The 20,969-nt window shown below is 61.9% G+C and carries 16 protein-coding genes and 1 pseudogene; 8 read left to right on the top strand and 9 right to left on the bottom strand.

What is annotated here, in order from left to right; translation table 11 throughout:
- Positions 1-49: 49 nt before the first annotated feature.
- Positions 50-835 (bottom strand): GntR family transcriptional regulator, encoded by a 786-nt coding sequence (locus tag AC1Q80_RS29520; protein WP_173422835.1) that lies wholly within the window; start codon positions 833-835, stop codon positions 50-52.
- Positions 836-1,003: 168 nt separating this feature from the next.
- On the opposite strand from AC1Q80_RS29520, the gene AC1Q80_RS29515 reads away from it, so the two are divergent.
- From AC1Q80_RS29515 to AC1Q80_RS29495, 5 genes are all read left to right on the top strand, one after another.
- Entirely contained in the window at positions 1,004-1,990 is a 987-nt protein-coding gene (locus AC1Q80_RS29515) for an ABC transporter substrate-binding protein (RefSeq protein ID WP_173422836.1), read from the top strand.
- A gap of 136 nt (positions 1,991-2,126) precedes the next feature.
- Positions 2,127-2,906, top strand: a complete 780-nt coding sequence (locus AC1Q80_RS29510; protein WP_173422837.1) for an ABC transporter ATP-binding protein — start codon at positions 2,127-2,129, stop codon at positions 2,904-2,906.
- A 7-nt stretch (positions 2,907-2,913) separates the two neighbouring features.
- Positions 2,914-3,837 (top strand): ABC transporter permease, encoded by a 924-nt coding sequence (locus AC1Q80_RS29505; protein WP_173422838.1) that lies wholly within the window; start codon positions 2,914-2,916, stop codon positions 3,835-3,837.
- 13 nt (positions 3,838-3,850) lie between these two features.
- Positions 3,851-5,092 (top strand): kynureninase, encoded by a 1,242-nt coding sequence (kynU, locus tag AC1Q80_RS29500; protein WP_492362789.1) that lies wholly within the window; start codon positions 3,851-3,853, stop codon positions 5,090-5,092.
- A gap of 201 nt (positions 5,093-5,293) precedes the next feature.
- Complete coding sequence (locus AC1Q80_RS29495) at positions 5,294-6,724, top strand: NAD-dependent succinate-semialdehyde dehydrogenase (RefSeq protein WP_492362788.1); 1,431 nt, start codon at positions 5,294-5,296, stop codon at positions 6,722-6,724.
- Positions 6,725-6,804: 80 nt separating this feature from the next.
- Here the strand turns inward: AC1Q80_RS29495 and AC1Q80_RS29490 are convergent, their stop codons facing one another.
- Positions 6,805-7,710, bottom strand: a complete 906-nt coding sequence (locus AC1Q80_RS29490; RefSeq protein ID WP_492362787.1) for a LysR family transcriptional regulator — start codon at positions 7,708-7,710, stop codon at positions 6,805-6,807.
- Positions 7,711-7,853: 143 nt separating this feature from the next.
- Between AC1Q80_RS29490 and AC1Q80_RS29485 the strand changes: the two genes are divergently transcribed.
- Genes AC1Q80_RS29485 through AC1Q80_RS29475 form a run of 3 tightly spaced genes read left to right on the top strand, consistent with a single transcriptional unit; the run spans position 7,854 to position 10,206 of the window.
- Positions 7,854-8,810, top strand: coding sequence for a dihydrodipicolinate synthase family protein (locus AC1Q80_RS29485; RefSeq protein ID WP_492362786.1), 957 nt, complete (start codon positions 7,854-7,856; stop codon positions 8,808-8,810).
- Between the two features lie 20 nt (positions 8,811-8,830).
- Entirely contained in the window at positions 8,831-9,373 is a 543-nt protein-coding gene (locus AC1Q80_RS29480; RefSeq protein ID WP_492362785.1) for a 3-hydroxyanthranilate 3,4-dioxygenase, read from the top strand.
- A gap of 26 nt (positions 9,374-9,399) precedes the next feature.
- Positions 9,400-10,206, top strand: coding sequence for an aspartate dehydrogenase (locus tag AC1Q80_RS29475; protein ID WP_492362784.1), 807 nt, complete (start codon positions 9,400-9,402; stop codon positions 10,204-10,206).
- Between the two features lie 442 nt (positions 10,207-10,648).
- Here the strand turns inward: AC1Q80_RS29475 and AC1Q80_RS29470 are convergent, their stop codons facing one another.
- The 7 genes and pseudogenes from AC1Q80_RS29470 to AC1Q80_RS29440 all read right to left on the bottom strand — a co-directional run bounded on the left by AC1Q80_RS29470 (position 10,649) and on the right by AC1Q80_RS29440 (position 20,900).
- Positions 10,649-12,478: a response regulator gene (locus AC1Q80_RS29470; RefSeq protein ID WP_492362783.1), complete on the bottom strand. Its 1,830-nt coding sequence runs from the start codon at positions 12,476-12,478 to the stop codon at positions 10,649-10,651.
- Positions 12,471-13,343 carry a CheR family methyltransferase gene (locus tag AC1Q80_RS29465; RefSeq protein WP_492362782.1) on the bottom strand — a complete coding sequence of 291 codons (873 nt, stop codon included), beginning with the start codon at positions 13,341-13,343 and terminating at the stop codon, positions 12,471-12,473. The genes AC1Q80_RS29470 and AC1Q80_RS29465 overlap by 8 nt, the downstream gene beginning before the upstream one ends.
- Positions 13,340-16,444, bottom strand: coding sequence for a response regulator (locus tag AC1Q80_RS29460; protein ID WP_492362781.1), 3,105 nt, complete (start codon positions 16,442-16,444; stop codon positions 13,340-13,342). Before AC1Q80_RS29460 ends, AC1Q80_RS29465 begins: the two co-directional genes overlap by 4 nt.
- Before the next feature lie 276 nt (positions 16,445-16,720).
- Positions 16,721-17,385: pseudogene (locus tag AC1Q80_RS29455) on the bottom strand (zinc-binding dehydrogenase); the annotation flags it as partial.
- Positions 17,375-18,751: an aspartate aminotransferase family protein gene (locus tag AC1Q80_RS29450; RefSeq protein ID WP_492362780.1), complete on the bottom strand. Its 1,377-nt coding sequence runs from the start codon at positions 18,749-18,751 to the stop codon at positions 17,375-17,377. The pseudogene AC1Q80_RS29455 and the gene AC1Q80_RS29450, both read right to left, overlap by 11 nt.
- Before the next feature lie 50 nt (positions 18,752-18,801).
- On the bottom strand, positions 18,802-20,298 hold the full coding sequence (locus tag AC1Q80_RS29445) for an NAD-dependent succinate-semialdehyde dehydrogenase (RefSeq protein ID WP_492362779.1): 1,497 nt from the start codon (positions 20,296-20,298) through the stop codon (positions 18,802-18,804).
- Between the two features lie 119 nt (positions 20,299-20,417).
- Positions 20,418-20,900 (bottom strand): Lrp/AsnC family transcriptional regulator, encoded by a 483-nt coding sequence (locus AC1Q80_RS29440; RefSeq protein ID WP_492362778.1) that lies wholly within the window; start codon positions 20,898-20,900, stop codon positions 20,418-20,420.
- Positions 20,901-20,969: the final 69 nt, after the last annotated feature.

Here is a 20,969-nt window from a genome sequence, read left to right as displayed (position 1 = left end):
ATGAAATAGAACCGCTTTCCCTATAACAATCGCCTTAATCGGCATTAATTCATGCGGATTTCTTATGAGTGCGCGTGCGCGCTCCTTTCTTGCGCGCTGCAAGCGCTGCCGCTTCCCCTTCCTCGACGGCGTAGACTTCAAGCGGATAGCCGAAATGCTCGTCCATCAGCAGACGGGCGCGCTCGGCGTTGCGGTCAAGCACGGCCTCCATCAGGTCGGTATGAGGCCCGATCGACTGCGCCTTATGCAGCGCAGCCATGGCCTCCTCGTATCCGTCAGTCTCGCCGGCGGCAGCCCTCAGGGCGGGGGCGAAGGCCAGGAAGCGGTAGTGGCGCTGGAGCTGGTCCGAAATGGTTGCGCGGAAGCGCATCAGCCAGCTCGATTGCGCCGCGCTGAGCAGGGCGGCGTGAAATGCCTCGTGCCGTTCCATCCAGGCATCGACGGAAAGGTCGGAGGAGTCCTCGAGGATCGTCTTGCAGCGCGACAGGCGGTAATGCGCGGTGACGATGGCCGATTCCCATTCGGAACCGCCGCGCTCCATGGCTTCCAGCAGCAACGGGATTTCGACGACACTGCGCGCCTTCGTCAGATCCTCCAACTCGGCCCGCGAGACGGGTGCGACCGTGAACCCGCGATTGGAGATGGCCACGACCAGGCGCTCCGCCTCCAGCCGCGAAAGGGCTTCGCGCAGCGGCGTCCGCCCGACATCGTAGGTCTTGCTCAGGAGATCAACCCGCAACGGCGTCCCCGGCTGCAGCCGGGTCATGAGGATCTCAGTCCGCAAAATCCGGTAGGCGGCCTCTGTTTTTGTACCGTTCTCTTGCTCTTCGGTCACTTGCACTCCCCAAAAAGTGGCACCTCGATAGGTGGCATCATATATTCGAGAAAAGTATATGATAATCGCAAATCGCGATAATTGTATACTATCTCATTGACTTTGCCGTGCGGCTGCGCTTCCTCATCCCTCGTCGTGCTGTCATTGCGACAGCTGGAGGAGGAACACATGGCGACCACGAAATCGAAACTTATCACAAGCCTGATGGCCGTCGGCCTGATGCTCGCAGCGACTGGCTCGGCCGCCGCCGATCCGATCCGCATCGGCATCGCCAATTTCGGCGAACATCCGCCACTCAATGCAGCGATCGCCGGTTTCAAGAAGGCGCTCGCGGAAAACGGCTTCGTCGAGGGCAAGGACGTCGTCTACACGGAAAGCCACACCAATTTCGACGCTTCGCTCGTGCCGCAGATGATCGCGAAGCTGCAGGCCGAACAACCGAAGCTCGTCTACACTGTCACCACGCCGGTTTCGCAGATTGCCAAGAAGGCACTCGCCGGCTCCGGCATTCCGGTCGTTTTCACGGCCGTCACCGATCCGGTAGCCGCCAAGCTCGTCCCGTCCTCCGAAAGCGGGGACGATGGCATCTCCGGTGCGACCGACAGTCAGGACATGGCTGCGGTGCTTGCCTTCACCAAGAAGCTGTTGCCGAACGCCAAGCGCCTCGGCCTTCCCTATAATCCGGGCGAGGCCAATGACGTGGCGCTGCTCGAAACCGTTCGCAAGATCGCACCCGAACAGGGCTTCGAAGTCGTCGAAGTCGGCGTCGACAATCTCAATGACATCCAGCAGCGCATTACCTCGCTCGCCGGCAAGGTAGACGTCATCTACGGTCCGACCTCCAACATGATCCAGCCGGCCATCGCCGCGGTTGCGTCGGCCGCGCGCCAGTCTGGCATTCCGGTCGTCAACGCCGTCGATACCGCGGTGCTGGAAGGCTTCGTACCGGCAAGCTTCGCCGTCAACTACGAACAGGTCGGCGAGAATGCAGGCAAGATCGCGGCCGAAGTGTTGAAGGGCAAGGACCCGAAGTCCATCGCCCCCGTGCGCCCTGCCGTTGAAGATCACCAGGCGCTGATCTCCAAGAAGGCGATGGCTGCCTTCGGCATCGAGATCCCGGCTTCGCTCGCCGACTGCAAATGCATCGTCGAGTGACCTGACGCCATCGGCGGTCGGTGCGCTGAGCACCGTCCGCCTGAGCGCCAGGAGCGCTCGACCCTTTTGTTTTTTCACAATTCCTGATGCAAAGCCGCTGAGACGCATTTGCTGGAATTGCTCAGAGGAGGAACGGATGCTCGAAATCCGATCTGCACGTAAGGTCTTCTACAAGGGACAGCCCGACGAGAAGATCGCCCTCAACGACCTCAGTCTGACGCTCCCGACCGGCAACTTCGCCATCGTCATCGGATCGAACGGCGCCGGCAAGAGCAGCATGTTGAACGCCATTTCCGGCGCACTGATGCTCGATTCCGGCAAGATCCTGATCAACGGAGACGATGTCACGGCGCTGCCGGTGCACAAGCGCGCAAGCCGTGTCGCCCGGGTGTTCCAGGATCCGATGAAGGGCACGGCTGCCTCGATGACGGTAGCGGAGAATATGCTGCTTGCCGAATTGCGCGGCAAGAAGCTGAGCCTCAACCGTGGCCTCAACGCCAAGCGGCTCGCGAGCTACCGCGAACGCCTCGCCGCGCTGAACCTCGGACTGGAGAACCGTCTGGAAACACGCGTCGAGCTGCTTTCGGGCGGCCAGCGGCAATCGCTTTCTCTGATCATGGCAACGTGCGACCAGCCTGATCTCCTGCTTCTCGACGAGCATACGGCCGCGCTTGATCCGCGCACGGCCGATATCGTGATGCAGGCGACTGTGCGCGCGGTCGAGGCCTTCAACCTCACCACGCTGATGGTGACGCACAACATGCAGCACGCTGTCGATTTCGGCCATAGCGTGGTGATGCTCGATGCCGGCAGGACACGGCTTGAAATCACCGGCGCGGAAAAGGCCGAGGTCACGATCCCGAAACTTATCGGTCACTTCGGATTGAAGACCGATCGAATGCTGCTGGCGAGCTGAGACCGACATGGACACGATTTACACTGTTATCTCGAACTTCATCGCGCTTGTGCCGGTCACGCTGGCGCAAAGCCTTATCCTGTCCTTCATCGTGCTCGGCATCATGCTGCCGTTCCGCACGCTGAACTTTCCGGATCTGACCAGCGAAGGCGCATTCCCGCTCGGCGGCTGCGTCTGCGCACTGTCGCTGGCCGGCGGCGCGCCGGGCTGGCTTGCCATCCTCGCGGCGATGGCCGCCGGGTTCCTGGCCGGAAGCTGCACGGCGTTCGTGCATCTGCGTTTCCGCATCCATACGCTCTTGGCCGGCATCCTGATGATGACCATGCTCTACTCGATCAATCTGCGGCTCATGGGCAAGTCCAACCTCTCGGTCTACGGCACGCCGACCATTTTTGATGGTATTCCCTTCGTCGAGCCGGGCTTTCCTGTCAGCAAGATCGTCGTCGCGGGCCTGCTCGGTATTGCCGTCTATTGTCTGCTGAACCTCTATTTCCGGACCGAACGCGGCACGGCCATGCGCGCCGTCGGCTCCAACCCGGACATGGCGGAAGCGCAGGGCATCAGCATCTGGGCGGCCACTATCGGTGGCGTCGGCCTTGCCGGGGCCTTCTCGGCGACCAGCGGTGCGCTCATGGTGCAATCGCAGGGGTTTGCCGACGTCAACATGGGGATCGGCACCCTGATCAACGGCCTGGCCGCCCTGATGATCGGCGAAGCCATCGTCGGCAAGCAGACCATCCGCCGCCAGCTCGCAGCACCCTTCGTCGGCGCCATCGTCTACTACCAGCTTGTCTCTCTGTGCCTGGCAGCCGGAATGCCGCCGACCGACCTGAAGCTCGCGACCGGCCTCTTCGTGCTCGCCATGCTCGCCCTGCCGACCCTCAAGCGTAGCCGCGGGCCCATGCCAGCCCGCGAAGCCATTCGTGAATAGAAGGACTGCCCCTATGAAGATCGATATTCATGCCGTCGAGGCGCTGGACCGCGACGATCCGCTCGCGGGCTTCAAAAGCCGCTTTGATTTGCCCGAAGGCGTCACCTATCTCGACGGCAATTCGCTCGGCGCGGCGCTCTTCGCCTCCTATGCCGAGATCGAAAAAGCCGCGAAGCTCGAATGGGGTCAGGACCTCATCCGCAGCTGGAACAAGGCCGGCTGGTTTGCGCTGCCGCTGACGCTCGGCGACCGCGTCGGCCGCCTCACCGGCGCCGCACCTGGTCAGACGGCCGTGACCGACCACACCTCGGCAAACGTCTACAAGGCGCTGCACGCGGCACTTGGCCTCAATCATGAGCGCAAGGTCATCGTGGCGGAAAGCTCGAGCTTCCCGACAGACCTCTATATGGCCGAAGGGGTGATCGCGACGCGTCCCGGCACGGTCATGCGGCTGGAAGGTGTCGATGCACCCCGGATCGAGGACCTGATCGACGAAACCGTCGCCGTGGTCCTGATCAACCACGTCAACTACAAGACCGGCGCACTGCGCGACATGGAGGCGCTGACCAAGCGCGCCCACGCGGCCGGCGCACTCGTCGTCTGGGACCTCTGCCATTCCGCCGGCGCGCTGCCGGTGGAACTCGACCGCTGCAACGTCGATTTCGCCGTCGGCTGCACCTACAAGTACCTCAACGGTGGCCCCGGCGCGCCCGCCTTCATCTATGTGGCCAAGCGTCACCAGGAAAAGGTCAGCCAGCCGCTCAGCGGTTGGTGGGGCCATGCCCGCCCGTTCGGCTTCGAGCGCGGCTACGACGGCGGTGCGGGCATCCTGCGCTTCCTCTCCGGCACGCAACCGATCCTGTCGCTGCGGGCGCTGTCGGCAGCCCTCGACCTGTGGGACGAGGTGGACATGGCGGCGATCCGCAAGAAGAGCATCGCGCTTACCGATCTCTTCATCAAGCTCGTCGAGGCCCGCTGCGGCGCGTTTGGCCTGAAACTGGTCGGACCAAGGGATGGTACTGTGCGCGGCAGCCAGGTCTCCTTCGAACACGAGGGGGCCTATGAAATCATGCAGGCCCTGATCGAGCGGGGCGTCATCGGCGATTTCCGCGCACCCGCCACCATCCGCTTCGGCTTCACGCCGCTCTACACGAGTTTCAGAGATGTCTGGAACGCCGTGGACGTGCTGCACGAGGTGATGGAAACCGGGGCATGGCGCGATGCCCGCTTCGCGGTGCGCAGTGCGGTGACCTGATCGGCGAACGGTAGGAAGGATGAAGAGGGCGCTTTCCCGGCCGGGAAGGCGCCTTTTCGCGTTTGTTGGCTGGCTGAAGACTTATCACATTTCGATATCAATTCATTCAACCTATGTGGATTGTTATATCAGACCGCTGATTGCATCCATTGCTGGACAGGAAGGCTCGGCCTTCCAAAGGACTGGCGAAAAGGCAATCTCATGGCTCACGAAACGCATGCTCAGCTCTATATCGGTGGCAAATGGAGGGCGACATCCGAGACGCTCGCCGTCATCAACCCTGCCAATGAGGAGGTCATCGGCAAGGTCGCAGTCGCCCGCGAGACCGATCTCGCCGACGCAACCGATGCGGCCTGGCAGGGTTTTCAGGCCTGGAGCCGGACATCCCCCGCAGCGCGCGCAGCAATCATCCTGAAAGCAGCCCAGCTGTTGCGAGAGCGTTTGGAAGACATCGCCCGCTCGATCACGCTGGAAAACGGCAAGCCGATCTCAGAGGCTCGGTCCGAAGTCATCCGCGGTTGCGAGTTCTTCGAATGGGACGCGGGCGAATGCGTGCGCCTCTATGGCCGGGTCATCCCGAGCGCGCCGGGTATCCGCTATATGGTGCTGCATGAACCGATCGGCCCGGTTGCGGCTTTCTCGCCGTGGAACTTCCCGATGAGCCAGCCTGCCCGCAAGATCGGCGGGGCGCTTGCCGCCGGCTGCTCCATCATCATGAAGGCTTCCGAGGAGACACCGACGGGCGTCGTGCACATCGCCCGCGCGCTCCACGATGCCGGCCTGCCAGCCGGCGTGCTCAACCTCGTCTTCGGCCATCCCGCCGAAATCTCCGAATATCTCATCCCGCAGGATCGTATCCGCATGGTCGCCTTCACCGGCTCGACCGCGGTTGGAAAGCACCTGACGACGCTCGCTTCGCAGGTCATGAAGCCGGCACTGATGGAGCTTGGCGGGCATGCGCCCGTCATCGTCTGCGAGGATGCCGATCCCGTTGCCGCAGGCATTGCCTGTGCGACCCGCAAGTACCGCAATTCCGGCCAGGTCTGCACCTCGCCGACGCGGTTCTTCGTGCACGAGGCGCTCTACGATCGCTTTACCGTCGCCTTCCAGGAAAAGGCGCAATCCATCAAGGTCGGCGACGGCCTCGATGCCGCGACCCAGATGGGGCCGGTCGCCAATGATCGTCGCATCGCGGCCCTCCAGGAGCTTGTGGACGATGCGCGTTCGAAGGGCGCGCGCGTGCTTTGCGGCGGTGGGCGCCTCGATGGCAAGGGCTACTTCTTCGCACCGACCGCGATTGCCGATCTGCCGGATGATGCCCGCGCACTTTCCGAAGAGCCTTTCGGCCCGCTTGCCCTGATCAATCCGGTTTCTTCAGTGGAGCAGGCTGTTGCCAAAGCGAACGCGCTTCCCTTTGGTCTGGCCGCCTATGCCTTCACCAACTCAGTTTCCAATGTCGATTGCCTCATCCAGGGCATCGAGGCCGGCAACCTATCGATCAACACGTTGGAGGCCTCCGTCGCCGAAACGCCGTTCGGCGGCGTCAAGGAAAGCGGCCTCGGCCGCGAGGGGGGCGCGGAAGGCCTTCATCACTATACCGTCGTGAAGAACGTGTCGCTGCGCATCGCCTGAGCGCGCCTAACGCACGGAAACAAAGCAGTTGGCCGAGGCCGAAACCGTTGCCGTGACGGTTTCGGCCTTTCTGCGTTTCGTCAGCCGATCACCGGGATCATGTCGCGCAGCACCTTGCGCAGCACGGTGCGGACCGCGAGCGTCGCGGGGGAGGGTGTGCGCTCGCGCGCGGTGATGACGGCGACATCCCGGGCAATCGAGGGCTCGACCAGGGGCCGGGCTGAAATCTTGCGGCCGTTCAGGCCGGTAAAGGCATAGGTCGGCAGGATGGCAAGACCCGCCTCGCGCTCGACGAGCGAAAGGGCCGTGTTGATCTGGTGCACTTCGAGCGAAGGGCGCAGCGGTACGCCGGCGCTTTCGAAGCCGACCTCGGTCAGAAGGCGGATATTGCTTTCCCGGGTCAGCGTGATGATCGACTGGTCGGCGAGCGCGGACCAGGCCACTTCGGCCTTCGCACAGATGGCGTGGCCCTCGGGTGCAAAAACCATCAGCTGGTCGCGCAGCACCCGCTGAATCTCAAGTCCGTCCTCGTCGCTTGCGAAGGTGCCGACACCGAGGTCGCAAAGGCCGCTGCGCACCCTCGGCGCGATGAGATCTGTCACCACGTCCTCGATCCTGAGCTTGAGGTTCGGGTGGGTCGCTGCGACTTCCTGCAACAGGCGCGGCAGCACGGTTGCGCCGAGGAAGGGCGGGGCGGCGATACGCACGAGGCCCGTGCGAAGCTGACCGAGGTCGTGCACCGCATCGACGGCGCGCTCGATTTCCGCCAGTCCCGGCAAGGCCCCGGCGGCAAAGACGCGGCCGGCTTCGGTCAACTCGACCCGTCGGGTCGTGCGGTCGAAGAGACGCGCGCCAAGCAGCGCCTCGAGGTCACGGATCGCATGCGAGATCCCGGCCTGGCTCGTGTGCAATCGCTCGGCAGCGCGGGAGAAGTTGCCGAGTTCGACCACGGCCTGGAAACACTTGATCTGACGGAGATTGAGCATCGAGCCATCCATACTGATTTGAGCATGAATATATACGAACTATGCGCCTTTATGAATAAGATTCTCCTGCGCTAAATGGCGACAACAGAGACCGGGCCGGCCTGCTTCACGCGCCGCCGGAAGGACATGCGACAGGGAGCGCCATGAAATACCAGCGTAAAGATGCAAAGGCTCATTCCCGTGCCACGATGCGCGGCATCTGGGCGGCGGCGAACACGCCGTTCACTGCCGATGGCGCGATCGACGAGGAGGGCTACCGCCGGAATGTCGAGCATTGGATTTCCGACCTGGGGATCGACGGCCTGTTCATCGCCGGCAAACAGGGCGAATTCTTCTCCATGTCAGTCGACGAGCGCAAGCGCATGTTCGATCTCTCGGTGAATGCTGCCGGCGGCCGGGCGCAGACCATCATGTCCTGTTCGGATCAGAACATGGACGTGGTGATCGACCTTGCCCGGCACGCGCAGGCCTGTGGCGCCGACTACATCGTCGTGCATGCGCCGATCCTGCATTTCTTCAAGCAGCAGGACGAGACGCTGCTGCGTTATTACGAGACCATCGCCTCCAAGGTCGATATCGGCATGGCGCTGTGGTCGCATCCCGACAGCGGCTACCTGATGAGCCCGGAACTGTGCAACCGGCTCGCCGATATCGAGACGGTGGTGGCGATCAAATATTCCGTACCTCGCGACCTCTACAAGAAACTGACAGCACTTGCCGGCGACCGCATCCTCGTCTCGACCGCTTCGGAAGAGGAATGGCTGGATAACGTGCTGGAACTGGGCTGGCAGCTTTATCTCTGCTCTTCGCCGCCCTACACGCTCCAGACCAAGACGGACCGCCGGATGGCCGAATACACAGCACTCGCCTTAGCCGGAAAGGCCGAAGAGGCACGCGCCGTTAGCGCGAGCCTGCAAGGTGTTCGCGACGCCTTCCGCAAGACCAAGCCGGCGGAAAAGCCCCATGCGCACCAAAAGTACTGGCAGGAACTGCTCGGCCAGGTGGGTGGAGCGGTTCGCCGCCCCCTGTTGGAGCTGACGGACGAGGAAAAGAGACTGACCCGAGCCGCCTTTGAAGAGTGCGGTCTGAAATTGGGTTAAACGGGAGAGGGAGGGAAACCATGACCAAGCTGAAAGCCTTCAACCTGCAGAAGTGGATCGACGAGCACAAGCACCTGCTGAAGCCGCCGGTCGGCAACCAGCAGATCTGGAAGGATGCCGATTTGATGGTGACCATCGTCGGTGGCCCCAACAAGCGCACCGACTACCACGACGACCCCGTCGAGGAGTTCTTCTACCAGCTCAAGGGCGACATGGTGCTGAAGCTCTATGACGGCAAGGACTTCTACGACGTGGCGATCCGCGAGGGCGACATCTTCCTGCTGCCGCCGCATGTGCGCCATTCGCCACAGCGGCCGATGGAAGGTTCGATCGGTCTCGTTATCGAGCCGACGCGACCGGAAGGCCTGCTCGACGCGGTCGAATGGTACTGCTTCGAATGCACCGAGCTCGTGCACCGGGCGGAGGTAGACCTCGAATCCATCGTCGACGACCTGCCGCCGATCTACCAGGCTTTCTACGCGGACGAGAAGCTGCGCACGTGCCCGAAATGCGGCACCGTACACCCCGGAAAAACCCCGCCCGAGGGCTGGGTGACGCTCTGATCCGGCACCAAGACAGGGGAACCTTTATGTCGACAGTCGAAGCCATCTGCCTCGTCGGCTGGGGCGCCATAGGCCAGCGGGTCGCAGCACTTCTGAAGGCGAGGGGTGCGAGTGCCCGCATAGTTGGGATCGCAGTGCGCGATCCAAAGGAAGTCGAAGGGACCATGCCGGAGGGGGCGGTTCATCTATCGAGCCCCGAGGCATTGGCTGCGACCGGCGCGACCTTGGTTGTCGAAGCCGCAAGCCGCGAAAGCGTGTTGCCGTTCGCCCGCGCTGCGCTGGCGGCAGGCATGGATTTCGCCGTCACCTCAACCTCCGCCCTGGTGGATGTCGCTGTGCTCGACGAACTCGTCGAGCTGGCGCGGCGAAATGGCAGCAAACTGATCATTCCGCCGGGCGCGCTCGGCGGCATCGATGCCCTCTCGGCGGCGTCGCGGTTGGGGCTGGACAGCGTGGAGCACGTCATCACCAAACCCGCGCGGGCCTGGCTCGGCACGCCGGCCGAGAAGCTCTGTCGCTTGACAGAACTGCAGGAGGCGGAAGCCTTCTTCGAGGGCTCGGCGGCCGAGGCGGCGACAGCCTTTCCGCAAAATGCCAATGTGGCAGCGACCACCTCACTCGCCGGCATCGGCATGGATCGCACGCGCGTGCGCCTCGTCGCCGACCCCAAAGCCGTGGAAAACATGCACAGCATTTGCGCCCGCGGCCCCTTCGGCACGCTCGAAATCCGCCTGCAGAACCGTCCGCTTGCAACCAATCCGAAATCCTCGGAAATGACGGCGCTGAACCTCGTTCGCTTGATCGAGAACAGGACCAGCGCACTCGTCCTCTGAGCCGTGGCATAGATTGGGCCTATTCTCCGGCAGGCCTGGTCTGGCCGGAGTAACACCAGGTCACCGTTGCTGCAGATAAGCCTTCGTTGCATGCAGGTAATCGAAGGTGTTCTCCGATCCAGCAAAGCGAAGAAGCCTGTGCGCCTGACTGCAACTAAGGCCAGCGGCACGCCAACGCGCAATCCTGCAACGTTCATCCATACTCAACTGCACAAATGAGCGGGCCACATCCATCGTCCTGAAACGATGGCGAATTTGCCTTTGTCGCATTTGAAAATGGAATCCGCCCGGCCACACAGAAAGATCGCGTAATCAGCATTATGGAACCTTATCATGTTACTAAGAGAGGACGCGGTCTGCCGCTCAGGGTGCCGCCGGCGGACGACAAAGGGACACACGCCCAAGAAGCTGTTACGTCACCGCGTCAACTCCCCCCACTTCTTTAAGTGGCCATTGCAGCGGCCATCGCACTTTTGGTCGTCTCGATAAGCTGCTGGTCGCTGAATGGCTTGGCGACCACGGGAACGCCCGCAAACCTCGTCGGGAGGTTCTCCCGGCCGTAGCCGCTGACGAACACGAAGGAGATTTTCTTGTCCTGCAGCGCAGAGGCCACGGCATCGACAGCCTGGCCACGCAAGTTTCCGTCGAGGAGCGCGACGTCGACGTCGACATGGCTGATCATGTTCAGCGCCTCGTCGATGCTCGCGGCGATGCCGGCAATTTCGAAGCCGTCCGTTTCCAGCAGCGTGGCAATATCGAGAGCCACAAGGGGCTCATCCTCGATGATCAGCGCTCGGCGTGGTCTTTTCGAAGGCAACGCGTCTCGCATGACTGCGATCCGATCGAGTTCATTTCCCGCCGCGAGCGTCGATTGTCCTACCAGGCTTTCAGGCGTGTCCTCAATTAACAGCTTGATATGCCACTCGATGCCGTTCGCCGCGACCGTCATGTGGGCGGATCCGCCACCTGCTCGTGCGCTTTGCTCGATCAACGTAGTTCCAAATCCCTTCGGAGCCTTCGCTGCAAGGCGCTGCTTGCCTTCCTCAACCCATCGCAGATAGAGCAAACCGGCGTCGAGTTGCCAGTCGAGCCGGGCACGGCCCTCGGCAACCGAGTAGGCGCCATACTTGACCGCGTTGGTGGTGAGCTCATGCACGATCATCGCGATGTGAAGCGCTTCCTGTGGCTTCAGATAGACTGACGGCCCGGCATACGTGAAGCGATCTTCCTCGATAAGTCCGAGCCTCAACTGGTCTGCGACGATTTCATGAAGCTTTGCTCCCCGCCAGGTCGCCGCGCTTAGCATCGAATGCGCGCGAGACATCGACTGGATGCGTCCGCCGAACGTCTCGGCGAACGAAGCGGGATCACCGGTAAACCGGAGCGTATGAGCTGCCATGGCCTGGACGGTTGCCAGCGTGTTCTTGACGCGGTGATTGAGTTCGCCAATCAGCAAGCGCTGTGTTTCTTCGGCACGCTTGCGGCCGGTAACATCAAGAACCTGGACGCTCATCGACACTAAGCGGCCCTTCGCATCGTAGAGCGCTGAGAGATACCATTCGGCGGTGAACAAAGTGCCCTTGCGATCGCGCGCGACCAGCTCGCATACACCCCTTCCGGTTGCGTCATCTTCTACAAGCGACGCTGCCAACGACGCGAACTGCTCAGCATCCTGGGGCCGGAACACATCGAGTTCGGCAAATGTACGGCCCATTGCGTTATGCGCGGCCCAGCCGAGCATACGCTCGGCGCCCCTCGACCACGACGTCACGCGAAACTGGCAATCCAGTTGAATGAACGCCATCGGCGAGTTGTCCGTATGGGCCTGAATCAGCTCGAGCGCCTGGTTGAGCTTGGTGGTCTGCGCGCGAAGCGAGTTTCGCTGACGCGCCAATTCGAAGAACACGCCGGTCTTGTTGTGTAGGACGATTGGATCGATCGGCTTTTGCAGGTAATCGACGGCACCTGCTTCATATCCACGGAAACGTCGGGCTTCATCAGCCGGCAAGGCTGTCAGGAAGATGATCGGAATGTTGCGGGTGCGCTCGGGCCCGCGCATGACCTCTGCCAGCTCGAAGCCGTCCATGCCGGGCATTTGCACGTCGAGAAGCGCCAGAGAGATGTCGTGGACGAGCAGCAACTCAAGGGCCTGTGGGCCGGACGTAGCCCGGATGAGTTCCAGCCCGTCCCGAGGAAGCAGCGCCTCGAGCGCAACGAGGTTTTCTTCCAGATCGTCGACGATCAGGAACTTGACGGTGTCACGGTCAGCCATGACGTATTCCTTCATTGCTATGGTGCCGCATGTCTTTGCGATAGATTTTCTCGGTCCGGGCAAAGACATCGAACCGGTCCGCGTATGCCGAGAAACTCAAGGTCTCCTGCATGCCGAGCCCCAGGAAGCCGCCATGCACGAGCGAGTGATCGAACACGGCGATTGAACGATCCTGCAGCGCCTTGTCGAAGTAGATGAGCACGTTTCGACAAGAGACCAGATGGACTTCGGAAAACACCTGGTCGCTAACAAGGCTATGTTCCGAGAATACGGTGCGAGCCCGCAGCGATTTGTCGAAGACGGCGGAGCCATATGCAGCAGTATAATAATCGGACAGGGACGACCTGCCACCGGACAACCGGTGATTTTCGGTAAAGTGGGCCATGCGGTCGAGCGCGTAGATACCGGCCTCCGCCTTCTTCAGCGCAGCGGGGTTGATATCCGTCGCATAGAACATGGTGCGGCTTTCAAGACCCTCTTCACGAAAGAGGATGGAGAGCGAATAGAGCTCCTCCCCGTCGCTGCAGCCAGCAATCCAGACTTTCAGCGAAGGGTAGGTCTTGAGGTGCGGGATCACTTTTTCCCGCAGCATGCGGTAGTATTCGGGATCGCGAAACAGTTCGCTCACCTGCACGGTCAGGAAGTTGAGCAATTCGCGGAAGACCGAGGGTTTGTGGAGCACGAGGTGCTGAAGCATGGAAAGGCTGCCGCACCCGAAATGGACCCTCGCCTGCTCCATCCGTCGCGCCAGCGACGCCTGGGAATAGCCCCGGAAGTCGTAGTGGCTTTTCTGGTAGATGGCCTCCAGCAGCAAGGTAAGCTCGATCTCATCGATCCTGCTTGCGGACAGTGCAGCATCCGTCATCGCGAGATCCAGACCCGCGCTAGCGATAGCAGCTTGTCGACATCAAGCGGCTTGGCCAGGTAGTCGTTGGCGCCTGCGTCGATCGACTGCTGCTGGTCCTGGGGCATGGCCTTGGCTGTCAGCATGATAATCGGCAGGCCCTTCAGACCCGGGCGCCTGCGAATTTCGCGAACGGCAGTCAATCCATCCATTTCGGGCATCATCACGTCCATGAGCACGAGATCGAAGGGTGATCCGGCGCCTTGCTTCTGGCCCTCGTCAATTGCCTTCAACGCCTCCAGTCCATTTCTGGCGATGGTGACGCTTGCGCCATGGGTTTCGAAGATGCTGGTCAAGGCATAGACGTTGCGCACGTCGTCCTCGACAATCAGGATACGCCGGCCTTGCACCGCTTCATCGCGATTGAGCGATTTCGCGAGCATCTCCTGCTGCTGGTTTGGAAGCGTGGAAACGACCTGGTGCAGGAAGAGAGTGACCTCGTCCAGCAGGCGCTCGGGCGACTTCGCTCCCTTGATGATGATCGATTTGGCGTATCGCCTCAGACGGAGCTCGTCGTCGGGGGTGATGTCGCGGCCGGTATAGACGATAACAGGTGGGAAGGCGATCGAAGCGTCCTGGCTCAGTTCGTCCAGAACATCCAGGCCCGAAGCGTCGGGCAAGGTCAGATCGAGCACCATGCAGTCGAATGTCTCGCCTCTCAGCTTCTCAAGGCATTCGGCTGCGGTCTTGGCGCCGACAGTGCTGACATTGCGCGAGTTCAGGAGCAGTTGCACACTCTCGAGCTGCGTCGCATCGTCTTCAACGACAAGCACGCGTCGCACGGGTTCGAGCAGTTTGTGTTCGAGGCCCTCCAGCGCCTGCACCAGTTCCTCGCGCTTGACCGGCTTTAGCGTGTATCCGGCTGCCCCCAGCGCACGCGCGCGGCGGACATAATCCGAAGCGGAGACGACGTGCACGGGGATGTGACGCGTCCGCAGGTCATGTTTCAGCCTGTCGAGCACGAACAGGCCGGTATGGTCCGGCAGACCGATATCGAGGATGATCGCATGCGGCAGGTATTGGCGGGCGAGAATGACGCCGTCTTCCGCGGTGCCGGCAACGATGCATTGAAAACCGAGTTCGTGGGCAAGATCATAGAGGATCTCGGCGAAGGTCGCGTCGTCCTCCACGGCCAGCATCACGCGGCCACCGGCCGTCAACCTGGCGCGGTCGTCGGGGATCAGTTTGGTCGATACGTCTTTGGGAGCGTGCGCCTCTGAGGAGGCCTGTACAATGACAGGCTGGCCGACGACCGATGTCCTCGTCGGGGATTGCGCCGATGTTTCGAGTTCAAGAGGCAGTACCAGCCTGAAGGTGCTGCCCTGCCCTTCCCGGCTTTCGACCTCGATGCGGCCGGAGAGCATGGTGCCAAGCTCGCGCGAAATCGAAAGACCGAGACCGGTGCCGCCGTATTTGCGGCTGATCGTCCCGTCGGCCTGCCGGAACGGCTCGAAGATCGCCTGCTGATGCTCTTCGGAGATCCCGATCCCGGTGTCACGAACGCTGAACGAGATATGGCGCCCTCCACTCTTTTCGATTACCAGCGCAACTTCGCCATCGTGCGTGAACTTGATCGCATTGCTGAGGAAGTTCTTGAGGATCTGCTCCAGTCGGAGCGGGTCGGTGACGACGGTCGCCGGCGTTTCGGATGGGATATCCACGCGCAGCTTCAGACCTTTCTCGACGGCAGTGGTCTCGAACATGCCCTTTAGCTTGCCAACGATATCAGCAACGGCGACTGACTGGGGCTGAACCTCGACCTGACCGGCCTCGATCTTTGAAATGTCGAGGATATCGTTGATCAGCAGCAGCAGGTCATTACCCGAAGATTTGATCGTGTTTGCAAACTTGACCTGCTCTGCGCTCAGATTGCCAGCCTTGTTGTCAGCGAGCAGTTGGGCAAGGATAAGCAATGAGTTCAGCGGTGTCCGCAACTCGTGCGACATGTTGGAGAGGAATTCGGATTTGTAGCGGCTCCCCTTCTCCAAATCCCGGGCCTGCTGCTGCAGTACCAGTTTGGCGCCAGCGAGGTCATCGCGCTGTGCCTCGAGTTCACGTGTCTGGCGTTCGAGCTGGGCGTTGTTCTGTTCCAGTTCGGTCTGCTGAAGTTCCAGCCGCGATTGTGAGTCCTGCAGGGACCGGCTCTGGGCCTCGAGTTCGTCGTTCGCGGCGCGCATCTCGTCGCTTTGCGCCTGAAGTTCGGCTGCCTGTTCTCGCGTCTCTTCAAGAAGGTCCCGCAGGCTGTCGCGATATTCCACCGAACGGACGGCGATGCCGATCATGGGAGACAGCCGTTCGACGAGCGCGGCGCCGTCCCTATCGGTATCCTTGAGGAAGCCGAATTCCAGAACGGCGTTGATGACGCCGTTATCCTCGGCGGCAAACATCAGCAGATTGCGCGGAACCGCACGGCCAAGGGCCGAGCCGACATAGAGATAATTTTCCGGGACGGCCGAGAGCGTGATGGTCTTTCCGTCCTTCGCTACCTGGCCGATCAGTCCGTCTCCGATCGCGACCGATTGCGGGACCGGCGCGTCGTCGGGCACGCCGAACGATGCCTTGCGACAGAAGGTGGCGCCCTTGCCAATAAAGATCGCGGCACTTTGGGCCCCGAGGAAGGACGTCAGATAATCCAGCACATTATCAGAGAGCTGCTCGATCGTCTGTTCACCGGCTATGCGGCTCGCGAGCCCCACCTGGCCCGCCTGCAGCCATTCCTGCCGACGCACTTCCGTTTTGTTGCGGATGAACGCAAAGCCGGTGGCCGCCAGAACCCATATGGTTGCGACGCAGAGAGAGCGATTGATCTGGGCCAGGCTTTCCGAAACGCCGCTCGGGGCCAGAAAATAGCCTATGACGATGAGGATGGTCGACACGACCGCCACGATAATGGGCGCCTCTTGCCGCCAGGCAAAGAAGGATACCGCAGCCGCCAGGATGTAGACGACCCAGACGGCGGTGCCCAGAGGCAACATGAGATCGGCTATGAACGGCAACACGACCAGGATCGCGAGGAGAGCATAAATCCAAGGAGCGGACTTTTCCGCCGATGCAGTCGTCATGTCTGTCAATTTCCCCGAGCCGATGCCACTTCGAGCCCACAACTAGCCCTGCAGCATCGCGGCAGATAGTGCCGGACATGGCTTTTTCCAGTCAAAGGCCTGGATAAATATTCATGCGTTCAACAAGGTCTCCCAGCCATTGTTGTCGCTGGCGCGCTGGCAACGAAGAAATCGCTGCCAGACAAGGCCCGCCACGGTGGCAATCAGTCCCGGACCAACTGGTGACAACCGCAGAATTGGCGGATGGACTACCGTTGCAAACAGTCGGGTCGCGCCTCAATTTGGAACGAAGACGAGATTGCCGACGAAGCCCTTGGCCATGAAATCCGCCTGCACGCGATGGAAGGCGGATGGACGCCCGCCTGCCCTGACTTGAGCCATGCAGTTCGAGTTGTTTCAGATACAGGATGCGCAGATCGAGCCGAACGACCGGCCCGCCAATCGCGCCTGCCGTCGTGTATCGGCCCTCCGATCTGAGCACTTTCAAAAGCTCGTTGAAGAGCGGGCCGGCGACGAGATCGGCGACCACATCGATCGGCCTGCCTTTCGCCGCCTTGCGGACCGCATCGACAAAATGATCGTCACCACGGCCTGCGGACCGATGGCAAGAACGGGTTGCTTCTTGCCCGGGCCCGTTACGGCAATCGGGATCGCATCGAGCACGCGCTCAGCTGGATGATGGCGATACCGACCCCGCCCGATGCACCGGTCACCAGCGCGGCCTCGCCGGCTGCAAGGCCAGCCCGATCGAGCACGCGTTCTGCCGTTAGATAGGCACAGCAGAATGTCGCGAGCTCGATATCGGTCAGGTCTGTATCGACGAGCGCGTTCTGCGCCGCCACCGCCACGTATTGCGCGCAGCTGCCATCGCGGCCCCGTGGCCGACGCGTTGCACCGCGCCCATCGTGCTCGGCATCGCGGGCATGACGGTCATCGTGCGAACACCTCTTCGATCGCTGCCGCGGCTGCCTTCACCACCACGTCAGCCTCTTCCCTAGACAGGCACAGCGGCGGGGCGAAACCGAGAATGTCTCCCTGCGGCATGGCCCGGCCGATAACGCCGCGCTCGGCAAGTGCTGCCGCCACCTGCGGTCCGATCTTCCGGCCCACATCGAAAAACCGCCGGTCATCCCGGTCTTCGACGAACTCGACGGCCGCCATCATTCCGTCGCCGCGAACCTCGCCGACATGCACATGATCGCCGACCGCCTCGGCAAGCTGCTCACGGAAATAGACGCCGGTCACGCCGGCATTGTCGACAAGGCTAAGCTCGTCGATCAGTTCGAGATTGGCGATCCCGGCGGCGGCGCAGATCGGGTGGGAGGAATAGGTCCAGCCGTGGCCGATCGCACCCAGTTCGTCCGATCCCTGAACCAGCACCTGCCAGACCTTGTCGGAGACGATCGTTCCCGAAAGCGGCGCATATGCGGAGGTGAGGCCCTTGGCGATGGTGATCAGATCCGGCTTCATGCCATAGTGATCGGAGCCGAACATCGTGCCGAGGCGGCCGAAACCGGTGACGACCTCGTCGGCGATGAGCAGGATATCGTATCTGTCGAGCACGACCTGGATCTTCTGCCAGTAGCCCTTGGGCGGCGGAACGATGCCGCCGGTGCCGAGGATCGGTTCGCCGATGAAGGCGGCGATCGTTTCAGGGCCTTCGGCAAGGATCATGTCCTCCAGCTTGTCGGCGCAATGTTGTGAAAACTGCTCCTCGTCCATCGAACGGTCCGGCCGGCGGAAATAATAGGGCGCCTCCGTATGCAGGATCGGCGCGCGCGGCAGGTCGAAGGCGTTGTGAAACAGCGCAAGGCCGGTCAGCGATCCGGTCATGACACCGGAACCGTGATAGCCGCGCCAGCGCGAGATGATCTTCTTCTTGTCCGGCCGGCCGAGAATGTTGTTGTAGTACCAGATCAGCTTGATGTTGGTTTCGTTGGCGTCGGAGCCGGAAAGACCGAAATAGACCCGCGACATGCCCTGCGGCGCGCGGTCGATGATCATCTTCGACAGCGTGATCGAGGCCTCCGTGCCATGCCCGACATAGGCATGGTAATAAGCGAGGTTCTTCGCCTGCTCGGCGATCGCATCGGCGATCTTCTGGCGGCCGTAGCCGACATTGACGCAGTAGAGCCCGGCAAACGCGTCGAGGCTGGTGCGACCGTTGACATCCGTGATGTAGACGCCCTCGCCGCCGGCGATGACCCGCGTCGGTGTTTCGCCGCGCGCATGCATGCCCATATGGGTCGACGGGTGGAAGAAATGGTCACGATCCCAGGCGGTCAGTTCGTTGTTGCGGTCGAGCATTTTCTTTTGTCCTTATGCTGTCGTCTTGAATGGATCTCGCGCCTTCGACATCAGGCCGCGGTGTCGATGCAGAGGTATTTGAGCTCGGTGAAAGCCTCGAGCCCGTGCCTGGAGCCCTCGCGGCCGAGACCCGATTGTTTCCAGCCGCCGAACGGAACAGGCCCACCGGTGATCTTCACACGGTTGATCGCCACCATGCCAAACTGCAGGGCGCGGCCCATGCGCCATTGCCGTTTGCCATTCTCCGTCAGGACATAGGCGACCAGACCGTATTCCGTGTCGTTGGCCCGGGCGATGACCTCCGCCTCGCTGTCGAACACCGTCACGGCCGCAACGGGGCCGAAGGTCTCTTCTTGCATGATCAGGGCGTCATCCGGGACATCCGTCAGAAGAGTCGGCTCATAAAACAGCGCCCCCGCGTCGTGCCGCTTCCCGCCGGACAGAAGCGTCGCCCCTCGCATCAAGGCGTCGGCGACCTGCTCCTCCACCTTGGCGACCGCGCGCTCATGCATCAGCGGACCAATGTCGACGCCGGGGCTGAGCCCGGGGCCGACTTTCAGCGCAGCGATGCGCGCCGCAAAAGCGGCGTTGAAGGCCCCGACGATCGGGCGCTCGACATAGATGCGGTTGGCGGCCAGGCAGTCCTGGCCGGAGGTCGCAAACTTGGCGTTGACCGCGATATCGGCGGCCTTTTCGATATCCGCGTCGGCGAAGACAATGAGGGGTGCATGGCCGCCCAGCTCCATCACGAGACGTTTCATGGTTGGGGCGCATTGTGCGGCGATCACACGGCCGATCGCGGTCGAACCGGTAAAGCTCATGGCACGGACCCTGTTGTCGTCGCACATCTGGCCGACGATCGTCGCGGCATTGCCGGTGACGACGTTGAAGACGCCGGCCGGAATGCCGGCCCGTTCGGCGAGTTCGGCAAGCGCCAGCGCCGAGAGCGGCGTTTCGGAGGAAGGATGGGCGACCACCGTGCAGCCGGCCGCAAGGGCAGCGGCCGCCTTTCGCGTCACCATCGCCGAAGGGAAGTTCCAGGGGGTGACGATGCCGACGACGCCGAGCGCTTCCCGCCGTACGATCATCTCCGCTCCAGTGAGATGACTGGTGACGCTTTCGGCATTCAGTCGCTTTGCCTCTTCGGCATACCATTCGAGGAAAGATGCGGCGTAGTCGATCTCGCCCCGCGCCTCCCCGATCGGCTTTCCTTGTTCCAGCGTCATGATCAAGGCGAGATCATTCCTGGCGGCAAGCATCAGTTCGCCCCATTTGCGCAGCTGGGCGGCACGGTCCTGTACAGGCAGGTCGCGCCAACCGGCAAAGGCTTCGGCGGCAACGTCGATGGCCGCTGTTGTTTCATCACCTTCGAGCGACGCCACCCAGGCAAGCGTACCGCCCGTTGCCGGATCGGTGACCGCAAAGCTCTTGCCTTGGCGCGAAGAAGTCCAGCGCCCGCCGACATAGGCAAGCTCGCGCAGCAGATGGCGATCTTTCAACTGGTGCAGCGTGTCGTGAAACGGCGTGCGGGCGAAAACGGCGGTCATCGGCATCTCCTCGGCATGTGTTGCGGAGATGGTGACAGCAGGGGCGCGAGAGATTGTCTCTTCAGCGCATGACCAAGAGAGAATTTGTCTGAATTTGCGCTCGGTGGCAGAGAGATGGTCTAGGAGGATGTCGGAAGCAACACGGCCAGCGGCAGAACGGTTTCTTCCTTGATCGTCTTCGTCACGATGTAGGTGAAGTAGCGGTCGATGCCGAGCTCGCGATCGAGCAGGCCGTCCACCAGCCGCTGGTAAGCGTCGATGTCGGCAGCGACGAGCTTCAAGATATAGTCGACGCCGCCGCCGACCGACCAGCAGGCGGTGATCTCGGGAATGGCCGCGACGGCGCGTTCGAAGCGTTCGAAATCGGCCTGCCGGTGATTGCCGAGCGTCACCTCCATCATCACGCTCGCCACCGGCGCCACGCGGCGCACGGCAACCCGCGCGTGATAGCCGGTGATGATCCCGGCCTTTTCCAGTTTGCGAAGCCGCATCCAGCACGGCGTCGGCGAAAGCCCTGCCTTTTCCGCAAGCGCCAGCTTGGTGATGCGCCCGTCCTCCTGGACCGCCTCGAGGATGCGCAGGTCGATGGCGTCGAGTTTCATTTTGGGAGCTTTCGCGCGTGCTGTTTCATGTCAAATCCGGAAAAAGAGATTGGGTGTTGATTTTGGCGT

It is taken from the genome of Ensifer sp. GW823-FHT05D09 (assembly GCF_058795755.1).
This window is presented reverse-complemented; position numbering and strand designations above follow the sequence as displayed.